The sequence below is a fragment of the Flavobacterium sp. FPG59 genome (assembly GCF_002150205.1).
In the GTDB taxonomy this organism is placed as follows: Bacteria; Bacteroidota; Bacteroidia; order Flavobacteriales; family Flavobacteriaceae; genus Flavobacterium.
Window position 1 is genome coordinate 1 of sequence record NZ_MTCA01000026.1, and the last position, 25,211, is coordinate 25,211.

Consider the following 25,211-nt stretch of genomic DNA (forward strand, 5'->3'; position numbering starts at 1 on the left):
AAATAATATTTACATTTGCTGAAATTATTAAGAATGCTTCTAAATAGAATATTAAAAATAGGCTTTCCTTTACTCTCATTAGCGTGTTACTCTCAAGGTCAACAGTCAATTGATTCTTTAAAACAGGAACATTTGGATGAAGTTGTTGTAACAGCAACACGAACAAAAAGATTGATTGCTACTTTACCACTTCCTACACATATTATATCTGCGGCTACTATAGAAAAGGCTGGCGTGACACGATTAGATGAAATTTTAGCACAACAAACAGGACTTCATCTAACATCAGATTTTGGAGGAGTGGAAGGATTACAAATGCAAGGTCTTGATGCAGCATATATTTTAATTTTAATGGATGGGGTTCCTCTTGTAGGAAGGAGTGCAGGAACATTTGATTTGTCCCGAATAAGTGTGGGAAATATTGATCGAATAGAAATTGTAAAAGGAGCTTCTTCGTCTTTGTATGGTTCTGAAGCTTTAGCGGGTGTAATTAACATCATAACTAAAAAGCCAACACACAATAATACTTCGGGAAATGGATCCTTTAGATACGCTAGTTGGAATACAAATGATGTAAATCTGAATTTGAATTGGAAAAAGGAAAAAATTTCGGCAACACTTTTCACCAATTATTTTTCCTCAAATGGCTATGATTTAGATCCAAAAACGGAATTGAAAACAGTAGAGCCTTATCAAAACACCACTATACAACCCAGAGTGTTTTGGGATTTTTCAAAAAATGTAAAATTTACCTTTGGGACACGTTTTTACAATCAATTGCAAGAATATAAAACGATCATAAATAACATTAATTATGCTGGTAATGCAACAATTTTAGAATGGGATTTACATTCAAAATTAGAACAAAAATGGGGTTCTAATGTACAAGTAGATTATGAATTGTATGCCACAAATTACAAAAATAATTCTTTCTTGAATAGTCCTGAAAATATACTTTTTGAACAAAATTATTACAATCAATGGTTGTATCGTCCAGAAATTAGAGCCTTGTTTAATTGGAAAAAAAATAAAATAATAGCAGGTGCGGGTTTCAATCATGAATCCTTAGATAGAACTTATTTTGCTACAAAAGTGGCTGTTCAATCTCAATATGTTTTTTCACAATTGGATTTTAATCCAACGGAGAAAGTCAATTTTTTGCTAGGAATTCGGTATGACAATAATAGCCAGTTTGCCTCTCAATGGAGCCCTAAATTTGCTGTAAATTACAAAGTCAATCCTAGTTTATCTTTCAAAACATCTGTAGGTTATGGTTTTAAAGCGCCTGATTTTCGACAATTATATTTCGATTTTACAAATTCCTCAGTAGGATATACCGTGCTGGGATATAATGTAGCAGAATCACAATTAAATGTTTTAGAAAAGCAGGGACAGCTGCTGAACAGAATACCTGGAATTAGTTTTGAAAATCCATTAGAACCAGAAAGTTCCGTAAATCTAAATTTGGGGAGCTTTTATCAAAAGGAAAAATTAAAAGTGGAGACCAATTTTTTTTACAATTCGATATCAAATCTCATCGATACAAGAGTTGCCGCACAAAAGAATAATGGACAAAACGTATTTAGTTACTTTAATGTTGACCAAATTTTTACCTATGGTCTTGAATTCAATTCTACTTATAATTGTTCTAAGCAATTTAATGTTTCTATTGGTTACCAATACTTAATTGCTAAAGACGAGTCGGTAGTCAAAGCTGTTGAAAAAGGTACAGTATACGCCCGAGATCCTGTAACATTAGAATCTTTCCAAATTAAAAAAGTAGATTATTTTGGGTTATTCAATCGTTCGAAAAATACGGCAAATTTAAAGTTTTATTATGCTGTGCCAAAGTTAAAAACCGATTTCAATTTACAAGTTTTTTATAAAAGTAAGTATGGTTTATGGGATTCTAATAACAATCAAGTTTTAGATAAATACGATGACTTTGTAAATGCTTTTACAACGATCAATATTTCTGCTTCAAAAAAAATGCTACAAAAGTTTACGCTACAAGCAGGTGTCAACAATCTTTTTGATTTTACAAATCCACAAGAAATTAGCACACTTTCGGGGCGTTTACTTTTTACAAGATTACAATTTAATTTTTAACACTTTTTAATATTTTTATTATGAAAAACACATTTTCAACCTCTTTTTTTACAATCGTAGTTGTGGCAATCTTTGCAACCTTTATTTCATGTGATAAGGATGATGCTCCACAAAAAGTAGTAGTACTTGAGACAAAAACAGTTTCAAATGTACCAGCTCCACAAACAGGTGGTCAAGGACAACCAGAAGGAGGGTCGTTCACCAAATTTAGTTTTTCTCAAAATGCAGTTGTTACAAATGATGCTTGGGATATCGCTTTTAGAGGGACAAAAATAATTGTTAACGGAGGCTCATTGATTGGTCTTAACGAAGAACCATCTAGAAAAGGTGTTGCAGCTGTAAGTATTGTAACGGGGTCATTAAGCAGTATTACAGCTATTCCAGCTGCGAATACATTTGTTCAAGATGGTGATAAAACCTATTCCTTTCCTACCTCGGGTATTAATTCATGGTATGATTATAATGATATATCGCATATTATTTCTGCCAAAGCAGGTAAAGTATACGTAGTAAAAACACACGATGGTAAATATGCTAAATTCGAAATTTTAAGTTATTATAAAGATGCACCTTCATCTCCTGATGCGACTTCTATACCTCGATTTTATACTTTTAAATTCGTTTATCAAAACAACAGTTCAACCTCTTTCTAGAGGTAAAACTGTTTACCTTGAATTCATTTTAGTTGATTTTTTTATTTTTTTTTTGAATTAAAGAGGCTGTTTATTTCAGCCTCTTTTTGTTTTATTCAGATTGCCATCCACCGCCTAGTGATTTGTATAGTTTTATAGAAGCTAAATGCCTTGATTTATTGGTGTTAAGTAAATCAATTTTAGATTCTAAAGCTGTTTTTTGAACCGTTAAAACCTCTAGATAGGTTGCGCGCCCAGATCGAAATAAATCGTTTGCCGTTTCAATTGATTTTTCTAACGCATCAACTTCTTTAACTTTTAAATCGTAAATATTTTTCAGATTTTCTAAGTTGGATAATTCATTTGCAACTTCAATATATCCGTTTAAAATTGTTTTTTGATATTTAAGTAACTGCTCTGTTTGATTTGCTTTGGCATTTTGAAATTGCACTTTTATAGCTCTTCTGTTTAATAATGGAGCACTCAATCCGCCTAAAATAGAATATGCAAAAGATTCTGGCGTTTGAAATAATAAAGCAGATTGAAAAGCTTGAAAACCAATGTTTCCAGTCATGGTAAACGAAGGGTAAAAAGCTGCTTTAGCTGCTTGTAAATCAAATTTTGTTGCTACTAGTTCTAATTCTACTTCACGAACATCAGGCCTTAAGCGTAATAATTGAGAGGGTACTCCCAATGTTAAATCATCTTGAATTGTATTGAATTGTAATTTGTCTCTCTCTATGGTTTGAGGGAATCTGCCACATAACGCATTCAAGTGATTTTCTGTAAGCTTAATAATTTGTACGATTTGTAATTCAAATGATTTTGAGTTTAGCACTTGGCCTTCAAACTGTTTTACTGCTAATTCATTAAATAAACCGGCATCTTTTTTTACTTTAATGATATCTAGTGCTGCCTGCTGTAAAGCAGTGGTTTCTTTAATGATATCAAGTTCATTGTCTAGTGCTAGCAACTCGTAATAGGTAGATGCTATTTCAGCAACAAGAATAGATTGAAGGGCGTGTTTTGCCTCAATGCTACTGCCGTAACGCGCTAGAGCTGCTTTTTTTTGATTTTTGATTTTGCCCCATACATCAGCTTCCCAACTCGTGTTAAACCCTATTTGATAATCTGGAAGATGCTCTGGTACAATTTGATTTTCCCTAATATTTGTTGAAGCATTTCCAGCTCCATCCATGGTAAAAAGACCAAATTTTCGTTGCGCAACACCTGCACCTGCATTTACGCTTGGGAACAGTTCACTTTTTTTCAATCTAAACTGATTTTGGGCAATTTCAATTTTTTGTAAAGCAGTTAATAGATCATAATTGTTGGCAAGCGCTAGATCAATTAGTTTTTTCAAATTTGGATCTTTATAAAACACCTGCCATTTTAAATTACCCGAAGTTATGCTGTCTTTTCCACCAACGTAACTTTCAGGTAAATTGATTTTCTCTTTTTCATTTATTATCGCAATCGTTTTACAACTAATACACAAAAGGAGTAAAAATGCGAATAACACTATTTTTTTTATTGGATTCATAATCTTAAAAGATGAATAGACTTAGTTAGTAGTTTTTTTTGAAAATCTTTCGGAAATACTGGCAAAAATAAAGTACAAGCCAGGAATAATTATAATTCCAAAAACAGTCCCAAAGAGCATTCCGCCAGCTGCAGCGGTACCAATTGTTTTGTTTCCAATTGCACCGGCTCCAGTGGCAATCATAAGCGGAATAAGCCCTGCAATAAATGCAAACGAGGTCATTAAAATAGGTCTTAATCTGGCAACAGCTCCTTCAATGGCGGCCTCGAATGGCGGCAATCCCTCTTTGTTTTTTAAGATGGCAAATTCTATAATTAATATGGCGTTCTTGCCAAGCAGTCCGATGAGCATAATCATTGCAACTTGAGCATAAATGTTATTTTCAAGCCCCAAAGCAGCTAGTAAAAAGAAGGCTCCAAAAACTCCGGTAGGCAAGGAGAGAATTACAGCAAATGGAAGTGAAAAACTCTCATATTGCGCCGCCAGCAACAAGTAGATAAATAACAAACAAATAAGAAAAATAAAGATGGCCTCGTTCCCTGCATTAGCTTGTTCTCTTGATGAGCCGCCCCAGTCATAGCCATATCCTTTTGGGAGTTTTTTTTCGGCTATTTTTTTAATAGCTGTAATGGCTTGACCACTACTGTAGCCTTTCATAGGTTCTCCATTTAGCATTGCTGCAGGATACATGTTATAGCGGGTAATTTGCTCAGGGCCATACACTTTTTCAATAGAAAGAAAAGAAGACATAGCTACCATTTCACCCTCAAGATTCTTGGTGTAAAGTTTTAAAATATCTTCTGGTTTAGCTCTAAACTCAGGTGAGGACTGGACCATTACTTTATACATTTGATTGAATCGAATGAAATTTGTGGCGTAATCACTACCCAAATAGGTTTGTAGAGTTCCAAGTACTTCTTTTATATTTACTCCTTTTTGAGCTGCTTTGGCATTGTCAATATTTACCATAAACTGCGGGAAACTGGCATCAAATGATGAAAACGTATTTCGTATAGCCTCGTTTTTGTTCAGTTCATTGGCAAAATTGGTAGCAACTTCCTCCAATTTTTTTAAGTCTCCTTTTCCAGTTTTATCTAATATTCGCAATTCAAATCCGCTCGAGTTGCCATAACCGGGGACCGGCGGAGGCGTGAAAAACTCTATTTTAGCATCCTTAATGTGAGTTGTTTTATCTTTTAACTCGTTGATTACATCTTGGTCAGTTTTTCCGTTGCGTTCTTCCCAACTTTTCAAACTAATTAAGTTCATTCCGTATGAAGCTCCGGTACCGTCAGTCAGGAAGTTGTATCCCGCTAAGGTTGAAACCGAAGAGACATTTTTATCTTGTAAAGCTATTTTTTGAATGGCATCAACTACATCTTCTGATCGTTCAAGTGTAGCACCTGATGGGGTTGTTATACTAGCGTAAATGGTTCCTTGGTCCTCATTTGGGATAAACCCAGACGGAACTACGTTGCCTAATCCCACGGTTGCGAAACAAAAAAACAGAAGCACTAGTCCCGTAACAACTCGGCGGTTTACAATAAGTTCTATTAGTTTTCGGTATCGTGCGGCTAATAAATTATATTTTTCGTTGAATTTATCAATAAAGCGATTAATAATTGTTTTTTTACGAATGGTTCCATGTGTATTTTTTAACAACATGGCGCAGAGCGCTGGTGTTAATGTAAGAGCACTAATACCTGATAGCACAATTGCAATTGCCATTGTTATTGAAAATTGTTTGTAAAATACTCCAGTAGGACCTGGCAAAAATGCTACGGGAATAAAAACTGCCGACATCACTAATGTAATAGCTATAATTGCTCCGCCAATTTCTTTCATGGCCTGCTCTGTTGCTGCTTTGGCATCAATATGTAATTCCTCCATCTTGGCATGAACTGCTTCCACCACAACAATGGCATTATCCACCACAATACCTATGGCTAATACAAGGGCGAATAGGGTGATTAAATTTATTGAAAAGCCAAACAATTGCATGAAAAAGAAAGTTCCTACCAATGAAATAGGTACTGCTATAGCTGGGATAACAGTTGATCTAAAATCCCCCAAGAATATAAATACTACTAAGGCAACAAGCAAGAAAGCTTCTACGAGAGTAAATAATACCCCTTCAATTGAAGCAGTAAGAAAATTAGATACGTCATAACTATAGGTATATGATATTCCTGCCGGAAATGATTTTTGTAACTCATCCATTTTTGTTTTGATGTTTTGAATTACATCACTTGCGTTACTTCCGGGTCTTTGTTTTAAAACAATTGCAGCTGATGGTTTTCCGTTTTCTTTGGATAACACATCATAATCAAGTGAGCCAAATTCGATATCAGCTACATCTTTCAAACGGAGTAATTCTCCTTGAAAATCACGTTTGATAACAACATTTTCATATTGTTCTTTTGTATTGTACTTTCCGGCATATTTTACTACATACTGCAAAGATTGTTCAACCTTCCCTGAGCTTTCACCGATCTTTCCTGGTGCTGCTTCAATGTTTTGCTGTTTTAAACTTTGTACAATATCTTCAGTAGAAATTTTATAGGCTGCCATTTTAACGGGATTCAACCACACACGCATAGCGTATTCTCTTTGTCCCATGATGTCAGCAAATCCCACACCTTCAATTCTTTTTAATTCTGGTAGGATGTTAATATCTGCAAAGTTGTATAAAAATTTCTCATCTAGGTTGGGATCAGAACTCAATACGTTTAAGTACAAAAGCATACTGTTTTGTACTTTTTCTACAATTACACCTGATTTTATTACCTCTTCAGGCAATTCATCGAGTACTGCCGAAACTCTGTTTTGGACATTTACGGCGGCAATTTCTGGATCGGTACCTGCCTTAAAAATAATATTGATAACACTTGTTCCGTCATTTCCTGAAACCGAAGACATATAGGCCATACCGGGAACTCCATTTACGGCTCTTTCTAATGTAACTACTACTGCCTTTACACAAGCCTCAGCATTAGCTCCAGTATATTTGGTGGTAACAGTAACTTCAGGTGGTGCAATATCAGGAAATTGCGTCATAGGTAATTGTGTAAGAGACACAACTCCTAGCAGTACTATCAGCAGTGAAATTACTATGGAAAGTACTGGTCTGTGAATAAATTTTGAAAACATATCTTTATCTATTAAGTCTTTATTTAAGTTTTGACATAACCTCTTTCATGGCTATCAATTGAGGGTTTATTGAATCACCTTCTTTAAGATTTTGAATCCCTTCATAGATCAACTTGTCATTAACTGTTAATCCAGATTTAATGATATATAGATGTTGTAAACGTTGCTGAACTTCAATGCTTCTTGATCGCACTATGTTTTTTTTGTCTAACACATATACATATTGTTTGTCTTGTATTTCAAAAGTGGCTTTTTGCGGAATTATTAATGCATTGTTCACAGTATTTGAAATTTGGATCTTACCACTTGAGCCGTGTTTTAAGAGTAATTTTGGATTTGAAAATCGAGCTCTAAAGGCAATGTTACCCGTATTTTGATCAAATTCACCCTCAACAGTTTCAATGGTGCCTTTGTGTTCATGAGGTTTGTTATTTGCTAATAAAAGAGTAATGTCATCGTGATTTTTCTCTGTGCGTTGTTCTTTTATTTGTAAATATTCTTTTTCAGATACATTAAAATAAGCATAGACTTGGTTGTTGTTTGATATGGATGTGAGTAGTGTTCCTTCATTAACTAAACTGCCTATTTTAAATGGAATTCTGTTGATAATACCGTCAAATGGTGCTTTAATTTTTGTCATTGATAGCTGAATGGCAGCACTTTCTTGATTTGCTTTGTGCTCCTCTACACGTGCTAGGGCAGCAGCGTAGTTTGCTTGTGCTTTTTCGAGTTCTGTCTTTGAAACCACATTTTTAGATGAAAGCAGTTTTACGTTTTGTAGATCAAGCTCCGCATTTTTGGCTTCAGCAATGGCACTTTTAAGCATTGCTTTGGCTTTTAAAAGGTCTTTTTGAAAAGTTTGACTGTTCAAAGTAAATAGTAATTGACCATTTTTTACAAGCTTTCCTTCATCAACATGAATTTTTTCTATAAACCCATTAATTTTGGTTCTTATTTCTACATTTTGTAATGATTGGATTTCTGCAACATATTCACTAGTTAATAAGGTGTCAACAACGATAGGTGTTGTAGTCGGGTAGCTGTTTATAGCTCTTTTTTCATTTTTTTTGGAATCACAAGCAAGTAATAGGACCAACAATAAAGTGACACCAATCAATAATTCGAATTTTTTCATTGAAAGATATATTGGATAAAATTTAAAATAAAAACAATAATAAAAGGGTATTCATTGAATAATGAAAAACCTGGATTGTTGCAATTTTATCATATATTTGGTGGGGGTGACAGCACGTCTAAGTGATGCTGACGATTGCCAGATTCACTGTAATTGTATACAAGGGATTGAGAGTTTTTCTCAAGCGGAAGTTTAAAGTTTAAAATTACTTTGGTAAAATACAAATCGGTAATATCTTCTAGTTCTATTGAGAGTACTACGTTGTTTTCTGGGTTTGTAGTTTCCTTATCATTAGTTTGCAAGGGAAGTTCATTGCTGATCCTAACTTTTTCATAATGATCGAGTATTGCAGTAGTAAAAGATCTACTAGGCTCAACAAGACATACAAATACAAAGAGACACACAGCTATTGCTTGTGTAATTTTAATAGTAAAGCTATTGAATTTGTTTGTTTTCATTTTATAATGCAAATGTATTTAATTTTTAACAATGCTTTTTCTTCATCACAATAATTACAGATTATTTAACTTTTGTCTGAAGTACGCATTTGTTCTGATTTATCTTTTGGCATTTTACCCAAACCAAAGCACAAATCAGCGTGTAAAAATCACTTTTATTATGTTTCAAAAATTTAAGTATGGGATTGCCTAATTTCCTAATTAGTCTATCTTTGCATTTCAAAAAATAAAGCCAACTATGTTCGATAATTTAAGCGAAAAACTAGATAAAGCCTTCCATATATTAAAAGGTCACGGAAAAATAACCGAAGTAAACGTTGCAGATACTTTAAAAGAAGTTCGACGTGCTTTACTTGACGCCGATGTTAACTTTAAAATTGCCAAAGATTTTACTACCAAAGTAAAAGAAAAAGCGATAGGTCAAGATGTATTAACTACGCTTCAGCCAGGGCAGTTATTAGTTAAGTTAGTCAAAGATGAATTGACTGAATTAATGGGTGGCGATGTAGCCGGAATTAATTTATCAGGTAATCCATCTGTTATTTTGATGTCTGGATTACAAGGTTCTGGAAAAACTACTTTCTCTGGAAAATTAGCCAATTATCTTTTGACTAAGAAAAACAAAAAACCATTATTGGTTGCCTGTGATATTTACCGTCCTGCGGCTATTCAACAATTGTATGTTGTTGGAGATTCTATTGGTGTTGAGGTATATTCAGAACCAGAAAATAAAAATCCAGTTGAAATTGCTCAAAACGCAATCAAACATGCTAAAGCAAATGGGTTTAATGTTGTCATTGTGGATACCGCTGGTCGTTTGGCTGTGGATGAAGAAATGATGAACGAGATTGAACGCGTGCATAAAGCGATTCAACCACAAGAAACCTTGTTTGTAGTTGATTCAATGACAGGTCAAGATGCCGTAAATACAGCAAAAGCCTTCAACGACAGATTGAATTTTGATGGTGTTATCTTAACAAAATTAGATGGTGATACCCGTGGTGGAGCTGCTTTATCTATTAAAACAGTTGTAAATAAGCCTATTAAGTTTGTAGGTACTGGAGAGAAAATGGAAGCTATTGATGTTTTCTATCCTGTACGTATGGCGGAGCGAATTTTAGGAATGGGTGACGTTGTTTCCCTTGTGGAGAGAGCTCAGGAGCAATTCGATGAAGAAGAAGCAAGAAAAATCCAAAAGAAAATTGCTAAAAATGAATTTGGTTTTGATGATTTCCTTTCTCAAATTCAGCAAGTAAAGAAAATGGGTAACATGAAAGACTTGGTAGGAATGATACCAGGTGCTTCAAAAGCCATGAAAGATGTAGAAATTGAAGACGACGCTTTCAAACACATTGAAGCTATTATTTATTCGATGACTCCAATTGAAAGAAGTAAACCAGCTGTGATTGATGTAAAAAGAAAGGCAAGAATTGCAAAAGGTTCAGGAACCAAAATTGAGCAAGTAAATCAGCTGATGAAACAGTTTGACCAAATGAGCAAAATGATGAAAATGATGCAAGGTCCAGGCGGAAAAAACCTAATGAAAATGATGGGCGGAATGAAAGGCGGAATGCCGGGAATGCCAGGAATGAAATAAAGAATTTAAAAAGAGAGTCTTAAAGTCGCAATGATTTTAAGACTTTTGTCTTTACTATATTAAACAAAACAACAATGCAACTACTAGACGGAAAAAAAACAGCAGAAGACATCAAAAGCGAAATTGCTGTTGAAGTACAAAAAATGAAAGCCAATGGTGAAAAAGTTCCCCACTTGGCAGCCCTAATTGTAGGGAATGATGGCGCAAGTTTAACTTATGTGGGTAGTAAGGTAAAAGCCTGCGAAAGAGTAGGATTTGAGTCTACTTTGATTAAAATGCCCAACACCACTACAGAAATTGAATTGCTTAAAAAGATCAAAGAATTAAACGAAGACGATCAAATTGACGGATTTATTGTGCAATTGCCTTTACCAAAACAAATTGACGAGCAAAAAGTTTTAATGGCAGTAGATCCAAGTAAAGATGTAGATGGTTTTCATCCGGAGAACTTTGGGAAAATGGCATTGGATATGACTACTTTTATTCCTGCAACTCCATTTGGTATTCTAGAATTGCTAGATCGCTACGGAGTAGAAACAAAAGGAAAACACACGGTAGTTATTGGGCGTAGCCATATTGTAGGCAGACCAATGAGTATTTTGATGGGACGCAAAGGTTTTCCAGGGAACTCAACAGTGACACTTACGCATAGTTACACCAAAAATATAGAAGAAATTACTATTCAGGCTGATATTATAATCACAGCTTTGGGAGTTCCCAATTATTTGAAAGCAGAAATGGTGAAGGAAGGAGCAGTTGTAATTGACGTAGGTATTACTCGCGTTCCTGACGAAAGCCACGAAAAAGGATATGTGATCACCGGTGATGTAGATTTTGATCAAGTAAGCAAAAAAGCATCTTTTATTACCCCAGTTCCTGGTGGAGTGGGACCTATGACGATTGCCATGTTGCTCAAAAATACACTCTTGGCAAGGGAAATGAAAAGAAATAAATAAATATTTTTTAATGATTAGAAGCCTCAAATTTTATTTTTGGGGCTTTTTTTTTGTCTTAAGAAGACCTTAAAATAAACCTAGCAAAACGCTATAATCTAAATTTAAAGAATACTTTTGCACCACTAAAAAATAAATGGTAATGGACGATTATTATTCGGAAATGTTAAACTAATGTAGCACTTGAACAATTTTCAAGAGGCTATACATAAACCTATAGAATTTTGAAATGAGAGCTTTTTACAAAAACAACAACGGATTAAGTGTCACTACTAATTGGACTCCAAACTGCTGGATCAATATTGAATGTCCTACCCAAGCAGAAAAAAAATATTTACTTGAAGAATTACAAATTCCCGAAGCATTTTATAATGACATTGAAGATATTGACGAAAGACCACGGATAGAAATTGAAAATGGTTGGACTTTGATTATCATGCGAATTCCTGTGAAAAGCAACGATGTAAAGTTGCCTTTTCATACGATTCCTGTTGGTGTTGTTTTCAAAAGTGAAGTTTGTATCACCATTAGTTTTCATAAAACAGAAATGCTTTCTGATTTTGTGATTTACACCCAACGTAAAAAAATCGATATTAAGGACAACTTTGATTTGGTGCTCAAGCTATTGTTATCCTCTAGTGTTTGGTTTTTAAAATACTTGAAACAAGTCAATCAAAAGATAAAATTAGCCGAGGATAATCTAGAAAAATCAATCAAAAACGAAGAATTACAGGCTTTACTCCAAATAGAAAAATGTTTGGTTTTCTTTATGACTTCATTGAAAGGCAATGATATTTTACTGCATCGGATCAAGAATATCAAATCTCAAAAAGAGCATTTTGATTTGGAATTACTAGAAGATGTGGAAATAGAATTGCGCCAAGCCCAAGAAACCACCAATATATATAGTGACATCTTAACGGGTACAATGGATGCATACGCCTCTGTGATATCAAATAATATGAATACGATTATGAAGCAAATGACTTCAATTTCGATTATTTTGATGATTCCCACCTTGATTGCCAGTTTATACGGTATGAATGTTCCCAACGATTTAGAGAATAACCGCTATGACATCTGGATTGTAATTGCAGTATCTATTATGCTTTCGTGCTTTGGAGTATTTTTGTTCAAAAAGAAAAGATGGTTTTAAGAAACATTATTTAAAAAAAAAATATTTTTTCTTCTTCCTTTTCTTGGATTATACATTAAAAACAATAACTTTGTAATTCAAAGTACTTTTATTATGAGTCAAAATATTCAAGAAGATTTAGTTCACATTCGTTCCATGATGGAACGTTCTTCAAGGTTTATTTCCCTTAGCGGATTGTCAGGTGTTTTTGCAGGAGTCTTTGCGCTACTTGGTGCGGGTTATGCTGCTTTTTTGTTTGAGTCAAATGAGATGTCTTATTTTGATGGATTGGAGAAAGTGTACAGTGTTGATTTGATTTACAAACTAATTGTAGTGGGGATTGTAATTTTAGTTCTTGCTCTTCTTTCTGGATTTCTATTCACTTTTAAAAAGAGCAAGAAAAATAATTTACCAATTTGGACTTCTACCACAAAAGTGATGCTTTTGCAATTATCAATACCTTTAGCAGTTGGTGGCGTCTTTTGTCTAGCTTTAATATATCATGGTCTTTTCGCTTTTTTAGCGCCAGCTACTTTACTTTTTTACGGATTAGCATTGGTAAATGCGGGTAAGTATACGTATTCAGATATTCAATATTTAGGATATTTTCAATTATTTCTTGGGTGTGTATCTTTATTTTTTCTAGGATATGGATTGATTTTTTGGACCCTTGGTTTTGGAATTCTACACATAGTTTACGGAACAATTATGTTTAAAAAATACAGATAATCATGGGTATTATCGATAAATTAAATAAAGATTTCGAAAGTCGAATCCGATTAGGATTAATGTCTGTATTGATGGTAAACGATTGGATCGATTTTACAGAGATGAAGGCATTATTAAATACTACTGATGGAAACTTAGCGAGTCATTCTTCTTCTTTAGAGAAATCAGGCTATATCGAAATCAAAAAAGAATTTGTGGGTAAAAAACCAAAAACCTCGTATCGAGTGACCAATATGGGCAGAGCTGCTTTTGTTTCCCACTTAAATAGTCTTGAAAAATTATTCAAATCTAAATAACCCTTTTTTTTAACTTTTTACTTTGAAATACAAAGTACTTTTAAATTTATGATTATGAAAAAACTACATTTTATTTTAGCCAGCACTTTGGTTTTTACATTGCTTTTTTACAACGAAGATTTGGGGCTTAATTGGGCTCTATTTGGGATTGTACAAATCGGATTAATATGCTATTTTTTCCAAGAGAAGTTTACCAGTAGAATACATTTGCTGTTAGTGGTTGCATCGGTTTTGTCTTGTTTTGCGTTTGCTTGGTATGGCGATTTTCCGTCGTTTTGTGCAATGTCTCTATCAATTATCTTTTTACAATTCAAAACTCAAGAACCTAAACTGAAATTGTTACAAGCTTTTCCTTTGGTTTTGTTCAACGGAATTACCTCTTTAGGCCGTATATTCATGTTTAGTCAATACCTTCCTAAGCGTAGAATCAATAATGGTTTTATAAAAAAACTGATAGCTTACTTTGTTATTCCACTTCTATTTCTTGGATTGTTTTTAGTAGTATACTCATTTGCAAGTGATCATTTTTTGTCTCTGTTTACCGGTTATTATTTAGATATCGATGTTTGGCAAGCAATTGTAATTTTTGCTTTGGGATTTTTTATTTCATTCACTTTCTGGAATTATTGGATACCAGAGATTTGCTACGAAAAGAATAGTTTATTAGACAATAATTTTGATGACGTCGACAAGATTCAAAATAAAAACTCATTTTTGTTTTTGGATATTGATTTCGAGAGAAGAAGTGGAGAGATTACGTTCTTTCTTTTGAATGCATTGCTATTGGTTTTCATTGTAACTTATAACTATGAGCAGTTTTTTGAAGTGGTTAAAAAATCAAGTTTAAGTTCGGATACACATGAACGAGTAAATGCTGTAATTTTATCAATTATCATGGCAGTTGGTGTAATCTTGTTTTACTTCAAAGGTGGCTTTAACTTTGATGAAAAAGCGATATACCTTAAAAAATTAGCCAAGATTTGGATTGTTTTAAATGGAATTTTAATAGTTTGTACCATAATCAAAAACACTGAGTATATTTCATTTTATGGATTGACCTACAAAAGATTAGGTGTGTTTGCTTTCTTGATTTTAGCAATAATAGGATTGATTATTTCGTACCTGAAAATTGCAAAGCAAAAAACAAATGCTTTTCTTTTCAATCAAATGATGTGGGGTTTTTATGGGATAGTTTTATTAACCAGTTTTGTTAATTGGGGCGCTATAATTACTTATTATAATATTGAAGTTAATAAAGGGGTTGAACCTGTATTTTTATCAGGCTTAAATTTTAATGATGAAATGCGTAGAAAATTTATTCAAGAAAACAAATTAGATGGTCAATACAATGAAATAATTAGGGAAAAGGAAATTTTAAAAAATCAAGAACGCTCTTTTCTTTCGAAAGCTTTTTATTATGAGTTTGTGAATACTAAGTAATTCTATTAAATACAAATCCCATTCTAGTTCGAGAAATTTTGTAACTAGAATGGGATTTTCTTTTTAATAATCCCCACGTTTCTTAAACCTAGGATCGTCTCTTTTTATAAATTCTGTACGTTTTCTTGGTGTTTCTACTTTTGGTAAACTAGCCTCTTCTGTTTTGCTAGATGGCTCAATAAGTGCGTTAAGTTCTTTTATTTCGGCATCAGTCAAATCACGGTAGCGGCCCACAGGAACATCCAGTGAAATATTGATAATTCGAATGCGTTTTAAGGCGGTCACGTCATAGCCAAGATATTCTGTCATTCTACGGATTTGGCGGTTTAAACCTTGTGTTAGGATGATTTTGAAAGTGAATTTACTAATTTGCTCTACTTTACATTTTCTAGTAACGGTGTCTAAAATAGGTACACCATTTCCCATTCTTTCAATAAAACGATCAGTGATGGGTTTGTTAACAGTAACGGTATACTCTTTTTCGTGATTGTTGCGCGCACGCAATATTTTATTGACAATGTCACCATCATTAGTCATGAAAATCAAACCTTCACTGGCTTTGTCTAAACGCCCAATTGGGAAGATGCGCTTTGGATAATTTATATAATCTACAATATTGTTGTGTACATCAAGGTTTGTGGTACACTCTATACCTACTGGTTTGTAAAAGGCAAGATATACTGATTTTTCTGTTTTTTCACGAATTAATTTGCCGTCAATACGTACTTCGTCATGAGGTGCTACTTTGGTCCCTAATTCAGGTACAACACCATTGATTGTTACTCGTCCTTCTTCGATGATTTTATCAGCTTCGCGGCGGCTGCAAAAACCTGTTTCGCCAATGAATTTATTGAGGCGTTTTAATTGATCTTCCATGCTGCAAAAGTAATGAATTTGCAATTTATAATAGCTATTGATTTTGAGATTGCTTGTAAAACGAACTTATCAACTTTACGACGGATTTGCGTGAAGGTTAGCAGCGAAAATCCTTTTTTAGGGCTTTTTTTGCCCAAAAAAGATTGCAGCGAATAGCCTGGTCGCCGCGGCGGCACGCCCTAATTTTGAATGAACTGACTAATTTTTTCGTATAAATTGTGGTCGTGCATGCTGTGGCCGAGTCCAGTTGTGGTGATGAAAGTAGCGTTTTTCCAGGTTGCGGCGATTTTGTTGCCTTCATGAATGAGCACTACTTGGTCTTGCTCATCATGGGCAAGAAAGCCTTGGGTTAGTATGTTTTTTGCAAAATGTTGCCCTGCAAACTCATCTGTATTAAGTTGAAAAACATCACGATAATATTTTTTTAGGCCATTTAAAATTCTAGAATTGAGGCTTAACAACGCGATATAATTGTCTAATATTATTTTGAAATCGCTTGGTGCGCCAAGGATAACCATTTTTTTTAAGTCGTCGCTTTGGTAAACGGACTGGTAGTACAAGCAGGTTTTGCCGCCTAGGGAGTGTCCGATCAAAGTTTGTGGTTGAAAATGCTGTACCACTTGGTGTAAAAATTCGGCATAATGCGGAATATTGAATGTGGTGCCACTGGAGAGTCCATGTGCAGGACCGTCAAGTGCTACGATGGTGCTGCCGGTTTTAGTGAGGTAAGGCAAGAGCTTTTCCCAGCGAGAGGAGTTGCTCTCCCAACCGTGTACTAATAAAATAACATGACTGTTGCCAGGCCAAGTATAGGTTTGTATTTTTTGATCTTGAAATGAGAGTGTCTGGGTTTGTGCTTGTTGCAGTACGGTGGGTAATTGATCAACTTGTAACTTTCCATCACGAGGTTTACTGAACAAGTTGTAGGCGAGTTGTACTGCTTTTGTTGGGGCAAGGTAGCTGAGTATGTTGATGTAGGTACCCACTGACTTGGTAAAAATAGTATAGAATATCTGCTTGATCATAAAAAAAAGTCCCGATGTTATCGGGACTTTAAAGGTATTATATTTTTGAGAACAATTGTTCCATTTTCTCTTTTTCTTCTTCTGCAAGAACGCTGTCTACTAGTATTCTTCCAGAGTGTTCATCAGTAATGATTTTTTTTCTAGAAGCAATTTCAACTTGCGTTTGTGGTGGAATAGTAAAGAAAGAACCTGCTGATGCACCTCTTTCTATTGAAACTACAGCTAATCCATTACGAACGCTTCCTCTTATTCTTTTGTAAGCATTTAACAAACGCTCCTCGATTAAGTTTTGGAATTCGATAGATTTTTCAGATAAGAATGCTTCCTCTTTTGCTGTTTCAGCAAGAATAGCATCTAATTCTGATTTTTTATGTTTTAAGTGGTTTGATTTTGATTCTAATTTTTCTTTTGAGCCTGCAATTACTTCTTTCTTATGCTCAATTGAAGCTTTCATTTCTTTGATTTGCTTTTCAGCCAATTGAATTTCAAGTTCTTGAAACTCTACTTCCTTTGTCAAAGAGTTAAATTCTCTATTGTTACGAACCGTTTCCTGTTGTTTTGTATATTTTTTGATAGACTCTTTGTGCTCATCAATAGCTATTTTTTTAGCTTTAATAAGGTCTTCAATAACTTCAAGTTCTCCTTTTAATTTTTCTGAACGTGTGCTTAAACCAGCCACTTCATCTTCAAGATCTTCTACCTCTAAAGGCAGTTCTCCTCTTACGTTTCTGATTTCGTCAATTCTAGAGTCAATAAGTTGTAAATCGTAAATTGCTCTTAACTTGTCCTCAACACTTAATTCTTTTGTATTCGCCATATTCTATAAGTACTTAACTGGATTTGAATTTTCTTCTGATAAAATAATTGCAAAATTAAGGATTTTTTTTCGAAGATACTCTACAATATAATTTTTTGTATAGCGTTCGCTTTCAAAATGTCCAATATCTGCTAAAAGGAGCTTGTTTTCTGCTTCATAAAACTGATGGTATTTTAAATCAGCTGTTAAATAAGCATCTGCTCCAGCTTGAATTGCATTTGAAATAGCAAAACTTCCAGCTCCACCAAGTACGGCTACTTTTTTTATTTTATTACCCGTAAAACTAGAATGTCTGATACCACCACATTCCATTTGCTTTTTTACAAAGGTAAGAAATTCAGTTTCTTGCATGGGTTCTTGAAGTTCGCCTATCATTCCTAAGCCAATGTTTTGATGTTTGTTTTGCAGGGTGTATATTTCATGAGCAACTTCTTCATAAATGTGGCTGTTAAATAGAGCAGTAAGAATTTTGCGTTCCAAATGTTTCTCATAAGTCACTTCTATTTTGACTTCGGTGCTTTGAACAAGTTCATGACGGTCTCCTACTACAGGATTGCTGTTTTGATTGCCTCTGAAAGTTCCCGTTCCAGTAGAGCTAAAACTACAGTTTTCATAATTGCCTATGTTGCCAGCGCCTGCTACAAATAAAGCAGACCGAACGATTTCGGCATTGTCAAGCGGGGCGTAAGTCACTAGTTTTCGAATAAATTGCTCTTTAGGAATCAGGATTTTTGTATTGATTAGCCCTAGAGCATCACTAAAAATTTTATTGACACCTTCTTGATGGTTGTCTAGAGCAGTATGAACGGCATATATAGCGATATCGTTTTTTATGGCTTTGATGATGGCGCGCTCTATATAATTTTTTCCGGTTATCTTTTTTAATCCAGAAAATAAAATGGGATGAAAGCAAACTACAAGATTGCATTTTTTTGCAATAGCTTCATCTATAATAGCCTCCAGAGCATCATGACAAACTAAAATTCCGCTAGCTTCAGCCTCTTGATCACCTACAAGTAATCCTACATTATCAAAATCTTCGGCATAGGCAGTGGGAGCCATTTCTTCGAGTACGTAAATTATTTCTTTGATTTTCATGTTCTTGATACGGATAGAAGTAGATTTCGGTTTATTTAAATTTTAAAGATATTTTATAATTGCTGAAATCTGTACTAGATTTTTAATTCAAAGATAATTTATTCTACTTTCGTAAAATGAAATTACTGAGAAAAATACTGTTTCCGTTTGCCGTTTTGTATGGCTTGGTCACTAGTATTCGTAACTTTTTATATGATATTGGAGTACTGAAGGCTACTTTTTTTGATGTGCCTGTTATTGCCGTTGGGAATTTAAGTGTTGGAGGTACTGGAAAATCTCCTCAAATAGAATATTTGATCCGTTTACTTAATAATAATTATAAGGTAGCTACATTGAGTAGAGGATATAAAAGACAGTCCTCAGGATATATTTTGGCGCAAGCCGGAACCAGTGCAAAAATTTTGGGTGATGAACCGTTTCAATTTTTTAGTAAATTCCCAACAATTCAAGTGGCTGTAGATGCCGATAGAAAAAACGGAATAGAGCAGTTAATGCAATCATCTCAAAAGCCCGATGTTATTTTGTTAGATGATGCTTACCAACACCGAAAGGTAAAAGCGGGGTTTTATATTTTACTAACAGCCTACGGAGATTTGTATGCTGATGATTGTATGTTGCCCACAGGGAATTTAAGAGAACTAAAAGTTGGTGCGAAAAGAGCATCCATAGTAATTGTTACAAAATGTCCTGAAAACTTGAGTTTAGAGGAACAAAGTAGATTGCGAACTAGACTTAAAGTTAATGATCATCAAGAATTATTTTTCACTTATATTAACTATGATTCTTATTTTTTGGGTCATAATTGTAAGATCAATAGAGATAAGTTAAAAGGTGTAAAGAAAGTTTTGATTGCTGGTATTGCAAAGCCTGATTCATTTTTTGATGCCATTAAAGAAGAGGGTGATGTTTGCTTAGCATACCCTGATCATCATGATTTTACAGATAGTGAAGTTTTAGAAATAAAAAAAATAGCGCAAAACAATAAAATTATTACCACCGAAAAGGATTATGTGCGTTTGAAGGAACATTTCTCAGGGGAACAGCTGTTTTACTTGGGTATAACATGTTCATTTATATCAGGTGGTGAGAATTTTAATAAAACAATTTTAGATTATGTGGGAACAAGTACAAGAAACAGTTAGTTTCATACAAGAGAGAGTTAATTTTACTCCAGAATATGGTGTTATTCTAGGTTCAGGATTAGGAAGTTTTACTAGTGATATGCAGGTTGATTTTACTTTACCGTATCATGAAATTCCTAATTTTCCTGTTTCAACAGTTCAAGGTCATAAAGGGGCTCTTGTTTTTGGGACTATTGGGAGTAAAAAAGTAGTCGCCATGCAAGGTCGTTTTCACTTTTATGAAGGTTATTCTATGACCGAAGTTACTTTTCCGGTACGTGTAATGAAGTTCTTGGGTGTTGATAAACTTATTGTATCTAATGCATCAGGAGGAGTAAACCCGAGTTATAGAGTAGGATCTATTGTGATGATTACGGATCACATTAATATGACTCCAGAGCATCCTTTGAGAGGGAAAAATGATGAACGTTTTGGTCCTCGTTTTGTTAATATGAGTGAGCCTTATTCTCGAAAAATGATTGCAAAAGCAACTCAAATTGCTGAAGAATTGAATATTGTAACACATGAAGGTATTTACCTTGGTTTGCAAGGACCTACATTTGAAACTCTAGCAGAATATAAAATGGTAAAAATTTTAGGCGCTGATTGTGTTGGAATGTCTACTGTTCCAGAGGTTATTGTGGCTAGACACATGGATTTAGAAACTTTTGGGATTTCTGTTATTACAGATATGGGTGATGCTGAAAGTATAGGAACAATTTCTCATGATGAAGTTCTAGAAGCAGCAAAAGAGGCCGAACCACAAGTTCGTAGTTTAATAAAAGAACTGATTTTGAATTATTAATTACTTTAGGTGATCAGCAATTATGGAATAAAAAACTTCGGGTATGAACGGTTTAGTAATTACATCGTTCATACCAAAAGATAAAAGCATTTCTCTATTTTCATCAAGAGATATAGCAGTAAGAGCTATAATAGGAGTTATAGTGTCAAATTTTCTAATGGTTTCTGTAGCTATTGTTCCGTTTATTCCTGGTAAATGAACATCCATTAAAATCAAGTCAAATTTTGAAATTTTTAAAAGCTCGATAGCTTCTTCACCATTGTCAATCACTTCGCAAATTACTTTTTTATTAAAAAGCATTTTTGTGGTGATCATTTGGTTGATTTTATTGTCCTCTACTAATAATATTTTCTTATTGATAAGTTTGGATTCATAATTTTGCTTGCTTGTAGAAACTATATCTATGGGTTTTTTTCCTATTTCAAATTTTAATTGAAATGAGAATGTAGATCCTTTATTCACAGTGCTTTTAAGGTGTATTTCACCTCCTAGAATGGTTATTAATTTTTTTACAATTGTTAGCCCAAGTCCAGTACCTCCATATTTCCTATTAACTTCAATAGAGCCTTGTGAAAAACTATCAAAAACACTTTCTAGTTTTTCTGCTGGTATGCCTATTCCAGTATCAATAATTTCAAAATCCAATGTAGCATAATTATCCTCTAGATTATTGAGTTTTGCTACCACATTTACTACTCCATTTTTTGTAAATTTTAGCGCATTATTAATCAGGTTCAAAATGATTTGAGAGAGTTTAGTTGGGTCACCAATGAGAAAATCGGGGATGGAATAATCAACATCTAATTTGAAATCATTGTTGTTTACGATGGCTAACTCCTTGAGAGATTGCTTGATGTTGATAAGAAGTTGTTTTAAATTAAAGGGAATTTCTTCTATTTCCGTTTTGTTAGATTCTATTTTGTTAATTTCTAAAATTTCATTGATAAACTTAGTCAGGTAATCACCAGAAAATTTTAAGGAGGAAAGGTAATCTATTTGGTTTTTTTTAGGATCTTCTTCAAGAAGTAAATGGGTGATCCCGTTGATTGCATTGAGCGGAGTCCTCAGTTCATGACTTACCGTAGAAAGGAACTCAGATCTGGCTTGAGATGCTTTTTCAACTTTGTTTTTAGCAATCTCTAGTTCTTTGTTTTTATCCTTTAAGAGCTGATTTGATTTGGTTCTAATTTTATTGTTTTTATAAAGAGAAAGGCTTAATAAAGATAAGATTGTAATTAAAGCAATAGCAAGTATACTAATGATTTTTGATATTTTTTTTGATTTTAGTTCTTCTTCTTTTTGAATTTTGAATTGATTTTGTTCTTTAAGACGTTCCGATTCTTTAAATTTAGCGTAATCATCAACTCCAAGTCTTTTATTATTGAGAAAAGTTAACTCTTCTTTTAGTTTTAAATATTGTTTTAAATATTGGTATGCTAAATTTTTATCTAATGTTTTGTCATAAACGGTACTTAATGCTAGTACTATAGATGTCTTTAATTCAATATTATTGATTTTATTATTAGTGTTAAGAGCCTTTTTTAGGTAGGCAATTGCCAAATTATTTCTGTTGTACTGTGATTCTATAGTGCCTATTTGATATAAAGTCTTTGCTTTTAAATCCTCTAAAACAGAGACTTCAGGCATGTAAATAATAGATTTAAAAATAGTCATAGCCTCTTGAGTTTTTCCATTGAACCGATTAATAAGGCCTTTTTGGAGTTTTACTTCAAGAATTTTATTTGTGGTTTTTAAAACCTTGAATAAATTTTCGGCATTGTTAAAATAGAGGGATGCTTCTTTATAATTCTCTTTGGCCATGTAGCAAAGACCAATATGGTAGTAACTTTCAGCTTTCGTTTTATTCGAAGTAGAAGTATTGTTGAGTGTGGCACTTTTTAAAAAACTAACTAGCGCATCATCATATTTTTTTAAATCATAAAGAATTTTACCTAAATTGAATTCATGAAGTGCTTGCTCTATGTTCTGGTTGTTTTTTTTTGCAAATTGTATTGCTTTTTGTGTAAAAAACAAAGCATTTCTATAATTATCGTCCTTAATATTTTGATTGCTGAGCGTGTAATAATAGGTCAGGCTATCTGCCTTCACTGTGGAGTAGGAGGCAAGTATACCAGTAAAAAACAATACAAAAAAGAAAAAACATTTCATTTGCCATGTTTTTTTTGAAAAATTATTATTTTGATGTTAAAAGAATCAAATCAATAAGTCTTGATGAATATCCTATTTCATTATCATACCAACCTACTACTTTTACCATTTTATCAATTACAGAAGTAAGTTGTGCATCAAATATACATGAATTTTTATTCCCTATTACATCTACAGATACAATTGGGTCTTCTGTATAATCTAATATTCCTTTTAGAGTGTTTTTAGAGGCGTGTTTAAAGGCTTCGTTTATTTGATTGATACTGACGGCTTTTTTCACATTAAAGGTAATATCAGTTAAAGATCCATCCGGAACAGGAACTCTTATGCCACATCCGCCTATTTTACCTTCAAATTCCGGGAATATTTTTGTTAACGCTTTTGCTGCTCCCGTTGTTGTAGGAACTATAGATTGACTTGCGCCGCGAGCTCTTCTTAAATCTTTATGAGGTTGATCGTGTAAACTTTGATCTGTTGTGTAAGAGTGAATGGTGGTAATGTACGCTTGTTCTATGCCGCAAAGATCATTAATCACTTTGATCATTGGGGCAGCATTATTTGTAGTACAACTTGCATTCGAAATTATTGTTTCTGTGCCGTCAAGAATTTCTTCATTAACGCCCAATACAACGGTTTTTATTGCATCAGTTTCTGAAGGTGCAGATAAAATTACTTTTTTGGCACCAGCCAGAATATGCGTGTGTAATTCCTCAAAAGTCTTGTATTTTCCTGTTGATTCAATAACATAATCAATGGAACAACTTTTCCAGTCTAGGTTTTTTAAATTTTTTTCGTGAAAAAAAAGAAAATGAGATTCGCCAACTAGTATTCCTGTTTCATCATAGCTCACGGAATGCGGTAACACACCGTGTATGCTATCATATTTTACTAAATGTGCCATTGTTTTTTTATCGGCAATATCATTTATGGCAACAACTTGAATTGTTGGGTGATTTAAAAGTAAACGGAAAAGATTTCTACCAATTCTTCCAAAACCGTTTATTGCAATTCTTATCATAAGTTTTAAAGTCTTAAAGTATCAAAGTCAGAAAGTCAAGATATCTAGCCTTTCGACTTTCTGACTTTATAACATTTGACTATAATATATGTTTTTGAGCTTTATATGAAGATCTAACAAGAGGTCCGCTTTCTACATGACGAAAACCTAATGATAAACCATATTCCTCATATTTTGCAAACTGTTCTGGAGTTATAAATTCTTTAACGGGTAAATGTTTTTTACTTGGCTGAAGGTATTGTCCTATTGTTACTACATCTACATTAGCGTCTCTCAGGTCTCTTAACGTTTGATAAACTTCTTCTTCAAGTTCACCTAGACCTAACATGATACCAGATTTTGTTCTGTTAATGCCTTTTGCTTTTAAATAACGCAATACTTCTAGTGTACGATCATATTTTGCTTGTATACGCACCTCTCTTGTCAAGCGTCTCACTGTTTCTACATTATGCGAAACTACCTCGGGATTTGCAGCAACTATTCTGTCTAGATGCGTTTCGTTTCCTTGAAAATCAGGAATTAATGTTTCAAGTGTTGTGTTTGGATTCATTCTTCGAATAGCTTTTACAGTTTCAATCCAAATGATTGATCCGCCATCTTTCAAATCATCACGATCAACACTTGTGATTACTGCGTGTTTGATATTCATGATCTTTATAGATCTCGCTACTTTTTCTGGTTCTTCCCAGTCAACAGTTTCTGGTCTACCTGTTTTTACACCACAAAATCCGCAAGAGCGCGTACAAATATTTCCCAAAATCATAAAGGTAGCAGTTCCCTCACCCCAGCATTCTCCCATATTAGGACAACTTCCAGATGTACAAATAGTATTTAAGCTGTATTTGTCAACTAATCCTCTAAGTTCAGTATATTTTTGACCAATGGGTAGTTTCACTTTTAACCATTTTGGTTTTCCAGTGACGTGTTCTGCCTTGGTTTGGTTTTTTTCTAGTAAATTGTTTTCTACAACGTTTTCCATATCTCAATTTTCTGAATGCAAAGATAACTAAAGTTGAATTATAAAAGGGTAAAACCAAATCGTGAATTAGACTTATACAAAGCATAAAATTTTACTTAACATATTTTTTAGAGGATATTGTTTGGG

General features: G+C 33.8%; 21 protein-coding genes. 10 read left to right on the plus strand and 11 right to left on the minus strand.

Translation table 11 applies throughout. The features are described 5' to 3' along the window. The first annotated feature begins 33 nt into the window (after positions 1–33). A complete protein-coding gene (locus FPG59_RS04430) occupies positions 34–2,109 on the plus strand; it encodes a TonB-dependent siderophore receptor (protein WP_086453413.1) in 2,076 nt (691 codons plus the stop codon). A gap of 20 nt (positions 2,110–2,129) precedes the next feature. After that, on the plus strand, positions 2,130–2,762 hold the full coding sequence (locus tag FPG59_RS04435) for an HmuY family protein (RefSeq protein ID WP_086453414.1): 633 nt from the start codon (positions 2,130–2,132) through the stop codon (positions 2,760–2,762). A 91-nt stretch (positions 2,763–2,853) separates the two neighbouring features. Here the strand turns inward: FPG59_RS04435 and FPG59_RS04440 are convergent, their stop codons facing one another. The 4 genes from FPG59_RS04440 to FPG59_RS04455 form a co-directional block, all read right to left on the minus strand. Then, entirely contained in the window at positions 2,854–4,284 is a 1,431-nt protein-coding gene (locus tag FPG59_RS04440) for an efflux transporter outer membrane subunit (protein ID WP_086453415.1), read from the minus strand. 21 nt (positions 4,285–4,305) lie between these two features. Further along, positions 4,306–7,434 carry an efflux RND transporter permease subunit gene (locus tag FPG59_RS04445; protein ID WP_086453416.1) on the minus strand — a complete coding sequence of 1,043 codons (3,129 nt, stop codon included), beginning with the start codon at positions 7,432–7,434 and terminating at the stop codon, positions 4,306–4,308. 19 nt (positions 7,435–7,453) lie between these two features. Continuing rightward, entirely contained in the window at positions 7,454–8,569 is a 1,116-nt protein-coding gene (locus FPG59_RS04450; RefSeq protein WP_086453417.1) for an efflux RND transporter periplasmic adaptor subunit, read from the minus strand. An 89-nt stretch (positions 8,570–8,658) separates the two neighbouring features. Then, on the minus strand, positions 8,659–9,027 hold the full coding sequence (locus FPG59_RS04455) for a hypothetical protein (protein WP_086453418.1): 369 nt from the start codon (positions 9,025–9,027) through the stop codon (positions 8,659–8,661). A 238-nt stretch (positions 9,028–9,265) separates the two neighbouring features. On the opposite strand from FPG59_RS04455, the gene ffh reads away from it, so the two are divergent. The 6 genes from ffh to FPG59_RS04485 all read left to right on the plus strand — a co-directional run bounded on the left by ffh (position 9,266) and on the right by FPG59_RS04485 (position 15,177). Beyond that, a complete protein-coding gene (gene ffh, locus FPG59_RS04460) occupies positions 9,266–10,624 on the plus strand; it encodes a signal recognition particle protein (protein ID WP_086453419.1) in 1,359 nt (452 codons plus the stop codon). Between the two features lie 74 nt (positions 10,625–10,698). Next, on the plus strand, positions 10,699–11,580 hold the full coding sequence (locus tag FPG59_RS04465; protein ID WP_086453420.1) for a bifunctional 5,10-methylenetetrahydrofolate dehydrogenase/5,10-methenyltetrahydrofolate cyclohydrolase: 882 nt from the start codon (positions 10,699–10,701) through the stop codon (positions 11,578–11,580). A gap of 226 nt (positions 11,581–11,806) precedes the next feature. Continuing rightward, on the plus strand, positions 11,807–12,733 hold the full coding sequence (locus FPG59_RS04470; RefSeq protein WP_086453421.1) for a magnesium transporter CorA family protein: 927 nt from the start codon (positions 11,807–11,809) through the stop codon (positions 12,731–12,733). 93 nt (positions 12,734–12,826) lie between these two features. Continuing rightward, positions 12,827–13,441, plus strand: a complete 615-nt coding sequence (locus FPG59_RS04475) for a hypothetical protein (RefSeq protein WP_086453422.1) — start codon at positions 12,827–12,829, stop codon at positions 13,439–13,441. Between the two features lie 2 nt (positions 13,442–13,443). Next, the gene (locus FPG59_RS04480) at positions 13,444–13,737 is read left to right on the plus strand and encodes a transcriptional regulator (RefSeq protein WP_086453423.1); all 294 of its coding nucleotides are present in this window, start codon (positions 13,444–13,446) and stop codon (positions 13,735–13,737) included. A gap of 54 nt (positions 13,738–13,791) precedes the next feature. After that, positions 13,792–15,177 carry a DUF4153 domain-containing protein gene (locus FPG59_RS04485; RefSeq protein ID WP_086453432.1) on the plus strand — a complete coding sequence of 462 codons (1,386 nt, stop codon included), beginning with the start codon at positions 13,792–13,794 and terminating at the stop codon, positions 15,175–15,177. A gap of 63 nt (positions 15,178–15,240) precedes the next feature. Here the strand turns inward: FPG59_RS04485 and rluF are convergent, their stop codons facing one another. The 4 genes from rluF to FPG59_RS04505 all read right to left on the minus strand — a co-directional run bounded on the left by rluF (position 15,241) and on the right by FPG59_RS04505 (position 18,993). Then, complete coding sequence (gene rluF / locus FPG59_RS04490) at positions 15,241–16,053, minus strand: 23S rRNA pseudouridine(2604) synthase RluF (RefSeq protein ID WP_086453424.1); 813 nt, start codon at positions 16,051–16,053, stop codon at positions 15,241–15,243. A 179-nt stretch (positions 16,054–16,232) separates the two neighbouring features. After that, on the minus strand, positions 16,233–17,078 hold the full coding sequence (locus tag FPG59_RS04495; protein ID WP_176330694.1) for an alpha/beta fold hydrolase: 846 nt from the start codon (positions 17,076–17,078) through the stop codon (positions 16,233–16,235). Positions 17,079–17,115: 37 nt separating this feature from the next. Continuing rightward, a complete protein-coding gene (locus FPG59_RS04500; RefSeq protein ID WP_086453425.1) occupies positions 17,116–17,895 on the minus strand; it encodes a zinc ribbon domain-containing protein in 780 nt (259 codons plus the stop codon). Between the two features lie 3 nt (positions 17,896–17,898). Then, positions 17,899–18,993: a Nif3-like dinuclear metal center hexameric protein gene (locus FPG59_RS04505; protein ID WP_086453426.1), complete on the minus strand. Its 1,095-nt coding sequence runs from the start codon at positions 18,991–18,993 to the stop codon at positions 17,899–17,901. Between the two features lie 116 nt (positions 18,994–19,109). Here FPG59_RS04505 and lpxK point away from each other — a divergent pair, with 116 nt between their 5' ends. Together lpxK and FPG59_RS04515 are read left to right on the plus strand one after the other, a co-directional pair. Beyond that, complete coding sequence (lpxK, locus tag FPG59_RS04510) at positions 19,110–20,135, plus strand: tetraacyldisaccharide 4'-kinase (protein ID WP_086453427.1); 1,026 nt, start codon at positions 19,110–19,112, stop codon at positions 20,133–20,135. Continuing rightward, on the plus strand, positions 20,107–20,919 hold the full coding sequence (locus FPG59_RS04515) for a purine-nucleoside phosphorylase (RefSeq protein WP_086453428.1): 813 nt from the start codon (positions 20,107–20,109) through the stop codon (positions 20,917–20,919). The genes lpxK and FPG59_RS04515 overlap by 29 nt, the downstream gene beginning before the upstream one ends. Here the strand turns inward: FPG59_RS04515 and FPG59_RS04520 are convergent, their stop codons facing one another. The 3 genes from FPG59_RS04520 to lipA form a co-directional block, all read right to left on the minus strand. Then, the gene (locus tag FPG59_RS04520; RefSeq protein ID WP_086453429.1) at positions 20,920–23,088 is read right to left on the minus strand and encodes an ATP-binding protein; all 2,169 of its coding nucleotides are present in this window, start codon (positions 23,086–23,088) and stop codon (positions 20,920–20,922) included. Between the two features lie 25 nt (positions 23,089–23,113). After that, positions 23,114–24,106 (minus strand): type I glyceraldehyde-3-phosphate dehydrogenase, encoded by a 993-nt coding sequence (gap, locus tag FPG59_RS04525; protein ID WP_086453430.1) that lies wholly within the window; start codon positions 24,104–24,106, stop codon positions 23,114–23,116. 79 nt (positions 24,107–24,185) lie between these two features. Next, a complete protein-coding gene (lipA, locus tag FPG59_RS04530; RefSeq protein WP_086453431.1) occupies positions 24,186–25,085 on the minus strand; it encodes a lipoyl synthase in 900 nt (299 codons plus the stop codon). Between the last annotated feature and the right edge of the window lie 126 nt (positions 25,086–25,211).

Bases quoted from the DNA above. Each gene is read 5' to 3' on its own strand.
- FPG59_RS04515 (WP_086453428.1), top strand. From the start codon at position 20,107: ATGTGGGAACAAGTACAAGAAACAGTTAGTTTCATACAAGAGAGAGTT.
- FPG59_RS04435 (WP_086453414.1), top strand. From the start codon at position 2,130: ATGAAAAACACATTTTCAACCTCTTTTTTTACAATCGTAGTTGTGGCA.
- rluF (WP_086453424.1), bottom strand. From the start codon at position 16,053: ATGGAAGATCAATTAAAACGCCTCAATAAATTCATTGGCGAAACAGGT.
- FPG59_RS04475 (WP_086453422.1), top strand. From the start codon at position 12,827: ATGAGTCAAAATATTCAAGAAGATTTAGTTCACATTCGTTCCATGATG.
- FPG59_RS04440 (WP_086453415.1), bottom strand. From the start codon at position 4,284: ATGAATCCAATAAAAAAAATAGTGTTATTCGCATTTTTACTCCTTTTG.
- FPG59_RS04470 (WP_086453421.1), top strand. From the start codon at position 11,807: ATGAGAGCTTTTTACAAAAACAACAACGGATTAAGTGTCACTACTAAT.
- FPG59_RS04505 (WP_086453426.1), bottom strand. From the start codon at position 18,993: ATGAAAATCAAAGAAATAATTTACGTACTCGAAGAAATGGCTCCCACT.
- lipA (WP_086453431.1), bottom strand. From the start codon at position 25,085: ATGGAAAACGTTGTAGAAAACAATTTACTAGAAAAAAACCAAACCAAG.
- FPG59_RS04485 (WP_086453432.1), top strand. From the start codon at position 13,792: ATGAAAAAACTACATTTTATTTTAGCCAGCACTTTGGTTTTTACATTG.
- FPG59_RS04500 (WP_086453425.1), bottom strand. From the start codon at position 17,895: ATGGCGAATACAAAAGAATTAAGTGTTGAGGACAAGTTAAGAGCAATT.
- FPG59_RS04520 (WP_086453429.1), bottom strand. From the start codon at position 23,088: ATGAAATGTTTTTTCTTTTTTGTATTGTTTTTTACTGGTATACTTGCC.
- gap (WP_086453430.1), bottom strand. From the start codon at position 24,106: ATGATAAGAATTGCAATAAACGGTTTTGGAAGAATTGGTAGAAATCTT.
- FPG59_RS04450 (WP_086453417.1), bottom strand. From the start codon at position 8,569: ATGAAAAAATTCGAATTATTGATTGGTGTCACTTTATTGTTGGTCCTA.
- FPG59_RS04465 (WP_086453420.1), top strand. From the start codon at position 10,699: ATGCAACTACTAGACGGAAAAAAAACAGCAGAAGACATCAAAAGCGAA.
- FPG59_RS04445 (WP_086453416.1), bottom strand. From the start codon at position 7,434: ATGTTTTCAAAATTTATTCACAGACCAGTACTTTCCATAGTAATTTCA.
- FPG59_RS04480 (WP_086453423.1), top strand. From the start codon at position 13,444: ATGGGTATTATCGATAAATTAAATAAAGATTTCGAAAGTCGAATCCGA.
- FPG59_RS04455 (WP_086453418.1), bottom strand. From the start codon at position 9,027: ATGAAAACAAACAAATTCAATAGCTTTACTATTAAAATTACACAAGCA.
- lpxK (WP_086453427.1), top strand. From the start codon at position 19,110: ATGAAATTACTGAGAAAAATACTGTTTCCGTTTGCCGTTTTGTATGGC.
- FPG59_RS04495 (WP_176330694.1), bottom strand. From the start codon at position 17,078: ATGATCAAGCAGATATTCTATACTATTTTTACCAAGTCAGTGGGTACC.
- FPG59_RS04430 (WP_086453413.1), top strand. From the start codon at position 34: ATGCTTCTAAATAGAATATTAAAAATAGGCTTTCCTTTACTCTCATTA.
- ffh (WP_086453419.1), top strand. From the start codon at position 9,266: ATGTTCGATAATTTAAGCGAAAAACTAGATAAAGCCTTCCATATATTA.